Genomic DNA, 7,408 nt, shown 5'->3' on the forward strand with positions numbered 1-7,408 from the left:
CAAATAAAAATATAAATTATAAAATAAGCATATCATCTATTTACTTTTTAAAGAGTAAATAGATGATATGCTTATTTATGAAAAGAGGATATATTTATCCCGTTATTTACGGGTAGTAAGAGGCCCAACTTAAATTTCTTAAAAGTAAAGAAGTTAGGCGGGAAATCACTTGCCCGTAAAAGCCTGATTCGTGAGGGCTAATAATCAGTGGGAGATGAAGAAAACTCTCACTAATTAAAGCTTCACTTTATTCCTTCACATCAATCAGCTCAAAACGTTCGCAAACGAGTAACATGTCTTCAGAAAATTCACGACCGATTTCATTCAGTTCTTTTGTGAAGAACTCTATATGAGTGTTTTTCCAATATTTATAGGTACGATCGCCTTCTCCTTCGGCAATAGCAAATTCCTCAGAGACTTCATTCATTGGTGTCAAAGTTACTTCTATCGTTTTAATAATTGCTACAGGCTCGTCAGCGCTATTCAATATAATGCTATAATCATTTGTTGTTGGAAGTGGTTCATTTTCTAACTCGTAAAAAATATGTCCAGAGCATGTTGCTGTTTTTACGCCATCAATTACTAATTGGGCAAGGTAGTCAGGAGAAGCGCCAAACTGCCATGCGCTGACAGTTTGAGGTTTATCGTTTTCCTTCCAGTATTCATTCCAGTATTGCTGTGCTAATTGATTCATTAGTATCATTCACCCATTTCTCAAATGTCTAGTTAAATACCTCATTGCTTATGATAAGGTTCCGTTTGGTCAAAATAGATGGTTTGTTTGATAAATTACATTTTCTTTGTTGTTTTTTAGGGTAGTAAAAGGAAACTGCTTAATGAATATGGTTTATATACTCGTGCTGTTCATTTATATCCATCTATTTAATAAATCTATACATACATTTATATTAAAGAATATTCAAAATAATAAAGTCAAGATGTTTTAAACAACTACCTACGTTTTTAAGATTAGATGATTCTTGTGGAATTATAAAACCAACGCTTTTTATGAAGAGTTGGTTTACATGTGTCTTTTCATTAAAATGGGGATGGGAGGGTACGGCAGTTAGGTAGGTATAGTTGCAACTAACCGATACTACTTTAGAAATATCGGCTAGTTATTGTCTTTTTATAGGTGATCTTCCTATGGTTATAGCAATACGAATGCAGTGAATACAATAGCTAACAAAATACGATAATAAGCGAAAGGTTTTAAACCTATTTGTGCTAATAGTTTTAGGAAAGTCACCACTGCTAGCATCGCTACTACAAAAGAAGTAATAAACCCTACTGCGAACATTGGGATATCATCCATACTTAAATACTTCCAGCTCTTTAATAAGTCTAATCCTGTTGCGCCAACCATAACGGGAAGAGCAATAAGAAAAGAGAATTCGGATGCGGCCTTATAATTTGCCTTTGCTAATAATCCACCAGAAATAGTAGATCCAGCTCTTGAGAAACCAGGATATACTGCTAAACATTGAAATAACCCTATTGTTAATGCTTGACGATATGTTAAATCGTCTAATGAATAAGCAGTAGCCTCTGTCTTTTTATTCTCTGCAAAAATCATAAGAATTGCGCCCGCTACAAGTCCAATCACAACAGTATATGGCTGAAATAAGTATGCTTTGATCACATCATGTAATAGTAAGCCAGCAATTACGGCTGGGAACACACCTAGGAAAACATGTAGTGCATTGAATTTTTTCTCTTTCTGCAAGAGAGGTTTAATGTTACATAAAGAAACAAGTCGTTTATGATATAAAACAGCAATAGCCAAAATTGCTCCTAACTGTATGACAATCTCAAATGTTTTTGCTTTTTCTCCCTCAAAACCTAATAAATGTCCGACTAATATAAGATGCCCAGTAGAAGAGATAGGCAAAAATTCAGCTAGCCCTTCTACGATACCGAGTATGAAGGCAATAATTGTATCGCTCATAATTTCACTCCTATACCAAATATTAATGAAGATCTACGAAAGAAAGCGAGTAACGTTTTTCTTAGTGAAAAACAATAAAGTTGTATAGATAGAATATAAAATTAAAAATGCTATAATGCTATAAATCACCAGTGTAACTGTAACTGGAGCCCATATTTTAATAAAAGTCCACGACACTCCAAGTAATATCCTTGGGAGTTTTAAAATGAATAGTGCTCCACTTAAAATGGCACAAGCATTTATAAGGAATAATATGAAGTTCTTTTTAGTTAATAAAGACCAATTGCGGTGTTTTTGTAATAGCCTTCTTATAAATCTTATGGTTAAAATGATAAGTAATATATTTAAGCACCCTGCCACAGTGAATATTACGGTTGCTACTTTATCTATTTTTTGAAAGCTATCTATTTGTTTTGCATCAGAGATGTTTTTTCCATTCCAGAGATCTATAACTCCTTGACCAATTGATGTTGTAACTGCACTTTTCATATTAGATAAAACTGCTACACCTGTTTGTGTATCTGGTTGCATTATAATAAAAGACGAAAAGTTTGGATTTTCTCCATCATGGTATACAATTTGTTGGTCTTTTTGTAAAACAACCCATCCACTGGCATAGTAGCTATTATCATGAACGGATTTTACTGTCTTATCAGGGGTGTGTGAATCGGAAATTAGTTGAGAATTAATAGAATCGTTTGTTTCAGTTCCTAACTGAAGATTCATCCATTTTACTAAATCATTTGTATTACTAATAATATAACCTGCAGGTGTATTACCACGATAGATAGGTTGTTCATATGGATATGGTCTCATAAATCTTAATTTATATCCGGTAGCCATCTCGTTAGGGGGGCCTTGTAAGTAACCTACTAATGAATTTTTCATTCCAATTTGATCTAGAATGTTCTGTTTTATATAAACTTCATATGGCCTCTTTGTTACTTTTTCAATTATGAGTCCTAAAATATCATAATTAATAGTTGCGTATTCAAAAGAACTTCCTGGCTTATGATTCAATTTCGTATGTTGTAATGTTTTAACAGTCGCTTCTAGTGCATCATCCTCTGTACTGATAGGAATGGAGCTAATAGTAGTAGAAGGTATTCCGCTAGTTTGATACAACAAATGATTTAAGGTAGTGTTTACTGGTTTATCGTTATAAGTTAATTTAAGCCAGGGTAAAAACTTTGTGATATCATCGGTTCGCTTTAGTAGACCTTCTTTTTCTAATTGCAAAATAGCTAAACCAGTAAAGGCTTTACTTGTTGAAGCTAACTCGAATAAGGTATCCCCATTCACAGGCTTTTTTGTTTTTAAATCTGCATATCCAAATCCTTTTTGATAAACGGTTTTTCCTTTTTCGACAATCACCACTGATATTCCGGGTATTTGACTAAGCTCTTGTTGCTCTTTAATAAATTGATCAACTTGTTGTATACGTTGTTCTTTAGTTTGTTCACTTTCAGCAAAGCTAATGTGGGTTAATGGGATAAGGAGGATTAGTATTAAAAAACTAATAGGCAGGTAATGGTAAAGTTTCCTTTGCTTTTTATTCATTTTTAATAGCTCCTATCTATAGGGAATAATGGATGATAGAGTTGCTGTCATCATTATAGGAAGTGTTTTAAATCTGCATAATTGGAAAGTAGCCCACACCTCAAAGATATGAGAAAGAAACAAATAGAGATGTGGGAACAAATTTTTTGTTTTATCTGTTCGGATTAATGAATATCGACTTTTTTAAAATAAAATACGGTTGCAATAAGACCAATCAGGGATGTAGCAACGATCACGATATAAGAATACTCTGGTGGATATGTCGGTTGTAGTTCATTGTTTGCTATATCGAGTGTAGCTGCCCAAGGGAATAGGTCTTTATGCTCCGAGTTTATCGACATAAGGTTTATCAATGTTATAATAATTGTTAATATAATGGGAGCAACATAAGTTTTCATTATAAGAGTCAGCAGTACAATAGGAGTCGATAAAACAAAGAGAAATCCACCGCATATCAAAAACCTCATAAGAGATTGAAAAAGTAAGGAGTTACTGAATCCAGAAAAGCTGCCTAATAGTCCTAGTAATAATGTTAATCCCCAAGCAACTAGAGTTAACATCATAATCCAAAGGAATAGGAGAATAAATTTACTTATAATAAAGTTAATACGTGATACAGGGATGGTTAATAAATTCTTTAAAGTGTCTTCTGTATATTCACGGTTAAACAAATAAGCGATAACAACTCCGTATAGCGGGACTCCTAGTACTACAGTAGTATATAGATTTACTTCAGAGAACAGTTGGGAAAATACAATAGTCGGATTAGGATTCTTTGTGCGCATGTGTATATAAGATAATACAACTACCATAAAAGGTGCTACAGCTGCCCCAATAATACTAAGCAAGAACATATTAGAACGTTTCAATTTTAATAGTTCCGTATATAGTAGATTAACCAATTGTCCCACCTCCAACCAATTTGGTGAAATAGTCCTCTAATCTGTCTTCACTCATTATAATTTTTAATACTTCGATATCGTTTTGAACAAACGTTCTATTAATCTGTCCTTGTTGACCAAAATGAGAATAAACGCGAATATTTCCGTCATCATGTACTTCATAATCAAAAATATGAAATTGTTTTTCTAACAGCATCGCAGCTTTATTATCATCATTTACTTGGAATTCCAAGTATTTACGATTTGTTTTTCGAAGTGCATCAAGAGAAACTTCTTCTAATAACTTCCCTTCATGAATAATCCCCATACGATCTACTAGTTGTTCTATTTCAGCTAAAATGTGGCTGGAAATCAATATCGTGATATTTCTTTCTTGTGCTAAAGATTTAATAAGCTTTCGCATTTCTTTAATACCAATTGGATCTAAGCCGTTTGTCGGTTCATCTAATATTAATAGTTCTGGATAATGGAGAAGGGTTCGTGCGATTCCGAGTCGCTGTTTCATTCCTAATGAGTATTTTCCTACTAGTTTTTTTGTTTCATGTTCTAGCCCTACAATTTCTAATGCCTCTTCAATCGCATTCCTTTTATGAACGCCGATTATTTTTGCATTAATTAATAGATTCTCTTTTGCAGTTAAGTTTTCATAGAACCCTGGAACTTCAACGATAGAACCAATTCTTCTTAAAATTTCCTTTTGGTTGTTCGAAAAATCCTCTCCGAATATTTCGATTTTTCCGCTTGTAGGTTTTATAAGACCGAGCAGCATTCGAATTGTTGTTGTTTTACCCGCACCGTTCCGGCCAATGAAGCCGTAAATCTCTCCTTGATTTACATTTATATTTAGATTATCTACTGATTTTTGCTTGCCATAAATTTTAGTTAAGTTTGTTGTTTGTATAATTGTGTTTATGTTGAACACCTACTTTCTCTAAGCTCTTAAGTACATAATAAGAAGGAGGGTTTAACTGCTGCTTAATCATTTCTTAACTGTTTCTTAAAAACAGTTTGTTTTGGAATGGAAAAGCTAAAGGTGGTTCTTTTCCACGGAATACTTTCTGCCCATATTTGACCGCCGTTCTTTTCTACGAGGGCTTTTGCGATAGCAAGTCCTAGGCCGCTCCCACCATGAGAATGATTTCTTGATTGATCAATTCGGTACATTCTCTCAAATACGTTATCTAGTTCGTCTGTTGAAATACCAGGTCCTTTATCCCAAATGAGCAGCTGATAGTCGTTAGTCATTTCTAAAAGTTCGATTCCTACTATTTTTCCAGGCTTTCCGTAATGTATAGCGTTTTTTAGGAGATTATTTATAACTCGCATAAGACTAAAAGAATCGGCTGTAATGATGCAAGGTTTTTCTGGAATATTAACCTGTAACTCAATACCATGTTTTGATAGTTCAGGTAAAAACTCGATTAGTGATTCTCTAGTAATCTCTGAAAAATCAAATTGTTCTTCCTTTAGTGGAAATTCATCAGCATCAAGCTTTGCCATATTGAATATTCCATCAACTAATTGTTTTAAGCTATTTGATTTATTTGAGAGTATTGCAAGGTAGTCCAGTTTTTCTTCCTCTGAAGCAGCTATACCATCCTTTAATGCGTCAATATATCCAATAATAGAAGTAAGAGGTGTTCGAATATCATGCGAGATACTAGATAGAAGTTGCTTCCTAGCCTTTTGAGACTTTTTGGCTTCAACTTGTACTCTTTCTAGCTCAGTTATTAATTCATTTATAGAAAAAATGACGTCATCTAGTGAATGATCGTTATTGGTATATAGTCTTGTATGTAGATTACCGTTAATGGCGCGTTTTAATTTCGTAACCATGGACTTCCGAGTTTGAATAACAGTAAGTCTTGTACAGAAAAGACTTACTGTTATAACGATAAGGATAATGAATAAAATTAATCTTAATATGTGGAACATATCTATAAATAGAAGTCCGGTAATGATTATAAACTGCAATAGAATGAGATAGAGGACTTTGTCATTCTTCATTTTTCTCACCTACAAATTTATAACCAATGCCCCAAACTGTTTGGATAAACTTAGGATTTGAAGGATCAATTTCTATCTTTTTTCTCAGTTTTCTAATGTGTACCATGACGGTATTATCATCTTCTATATAATTACTATCCCAAACGTTGCGGAAGAGTTGCGTTTTTGTAAAAACCTGTTCAGGATTTGAGGCGAAGAACTTTAATAGTTCAAGTTCTTTTCCAGTTAAAGATATTTCTTTGTCATCTACGTTAACTATGTACTTGTTTACATCAATTGTTAGCCCTTTGAATGTTAGGGGTGTTTTTTCTTGTACGCTAGCATTACTTCCTAATACTAAAAAACGCCTCATAAGAGCTTTTACTCTAGCAACCACTTCATTCATACTAAAAGGCTTTGTAATATAATCGTCTGCGCCTATGCTTAAGCCTAAAATTTTATCTACTTCTTGATCTTTAGCAGTGAGCATTAATATTGGGATATTTGTTTTGTTTCTAAGTCTTCTACATACCTCGATACCATCAACTTTAGGCATCATAAGATCTAATATGATGAGGTTATATTTGTTTTGTTCAAATAAGTGAAGAGCCTCTTCACCATTTATAGCGATATCTACTGTATATAGTTCTCGCTCTAGATACCTTTTTAATAAATCTCGTATTTCTTTTTCATCGTCTGCTATAAGTACACGGATATCTTCCATCGTTTCACCTGCTTATAATAGAGTGTTGTATTTTTTTTTCGGTAATGAAAAATACAATAGTTATCTCATTATATACTATGAATTGTTAAAATAAGGTTGTAAGTATAGAATCAAATGGAGAAATGCAAATGCATGATAATCTACTAAAGATTTATAGTTGAGAGAAACCGAGTGGGGAGAGGGGAGATTTAAGATACTCTTATAATGCTGCATAAAGAAGAGATAAATCTATCAAAAAAGTTTTGAAAAGTTATTGACTATTACTATATAGAGGTGTAATATTATACA

Annotated in this window: 7 protein-coding genes; all 7 read right to left on the reverse strand. The window is 33.3% G+C overall.

Features of this window, described 5'->3' with window-relative positions:
* Positions 1 to 247: 247 nt before the first annotated feature.
* The 7 genes from LOK41_RS26725 to LOK41_RS26755 all read right to left on the reverse strand — a co-directional run bounded on the left by LOK41_RS26725 (position 248) and on the right by LOK41_RS26755 (position 7,120).
* Entirely contained in the window at positions 248 to 703 is a 456-nt protein-coding gene (locus LOK41_RS26725; RefSeq protein ID WP_481748844.1) for an ASCH domain-containing protein, read from the reverse strand.
* Positions 704 to 1,150: 447 nt separating this feature from the next.
* Positions 1,151 to 1,948, reverse strand: coding sequence for an undecaprenyl-diphosphate phosphatase (gene bacA, locus LOK41_RS26730; protein ID WP_241819007.1), 798 nt, complete (start codon positions 1,946 to 1,948; stop codon positions 1,151 to 1,153).
* A gap of 33 nt (positions 1,949 to 1,981) precedes the next feature.
* On the reverse strand, positions 1,982 to 3,508 hold the full coding sequence (locus LOK41_RS26735) for a serine hydrolase domain-containing protein (protein WP_241819008.1): 1,527 nt from the start codon (positions 3,506 to 3,508) through the stop codon (positions 1,982 to 1,984).
* Between the two features lie 164 nt (positions 3,509 to 3,672).
* Positions 3,673 to 4,410: an ABC transporter permease gene (locus tag LOK41_RS26740; RefSeq protein ID WP_241819009.1), complete on the reverse strand. Its 738-nt coding sequence runs from the start codon at positions 4,408 to 4,410 to the stop codon at positions 3,673 to 3,675.
* Positions 4,403 to 5,332 (reverse strand): ABC transporter ATP-binding protein, encoded by a 930-nt coding sequence (locus tag LOK41_RS26745; RefSeq protein ID WP_241819010.1) that lies wholly within the window; start codon positions 5,330 to 5,332, stop codon positions 4,403 to 4,405. Before LOK41_RS26745 ends, LOK41_RS26740 begins: the two co-directional genes overlap by 8 nt.
* Before the next feature lie 53 nt (positions 5,333 to 5,385).
* A complete protein-coding gene (locus tag LOK41_RS26750; protein ID WP_241819011.1) occupies positions 5,386 to 6,417 on the reverse strand; it encodes a sensor histidine kinase in 1,032 nt (343 codons plus the stop codon).
* Positions 6,407 to 7,120 (reverse strand): response regulator transcription factor, encoded by a 714-nt coding sequence (locus tag LOK41_RS26755; protein ID WP_241819012.1) that lies wholly within the window; start codon positions 7,118 to 7,120, stop codon positions 6,407 to 6,409. The genes LOK41_RS26750 and LOK41_RS26755 overlap by 11 nt, the downstream gene beginning before the upstream one ends.
* Positions 7,121 to 7,408 lie beyond the last annotated feature (288 nt).

This window comes from Bacillus sp. TL12, from assembly GCF_022625245.1.
GTDB lineage: Bacteria > Bacillota > Bacilli > Bacillales > Bacillaceae_G > Bacillus_A.

Bases quoted from the DNA above. Each gene is read 5' to 3' on its own strand.
- LOK41_RS26725 (WP_481748844.1), bottom strand. From the start codon at position 703: ATGATACTAATGAATCAATTAGCACAGCAATACTGGAATGAATACTGG.
- bacA (WP_241819007.1), bottom strand. From the start codon at position 1,948: ATGAGCGATACAATTATTGCCTTCATACTCGGTATCGTAGAAGGGCTA.
- LOK41_RS26735 (WP_241819008.1), bottom strand. From the start codon at position 3,508: ATGAATAAAAAGCAAAGGAAACTTTACCATTACCTGCCTATTAGTTTT.
- LOK41_RS26750 (WP_241819011.1), bottom strand. From the start codon at position 6,417: ATGAAGAATGACAAAGTCCTCTATCTCATTCTATTGCAGTTTATAATC.
- LOK41_RS26755 (WP_241819012.1), bottom strand. From the start codon at position 7,120: ATGGAAGATATCCGTGTACTTATAGCAGACGATGAAAAAGAAATACGA.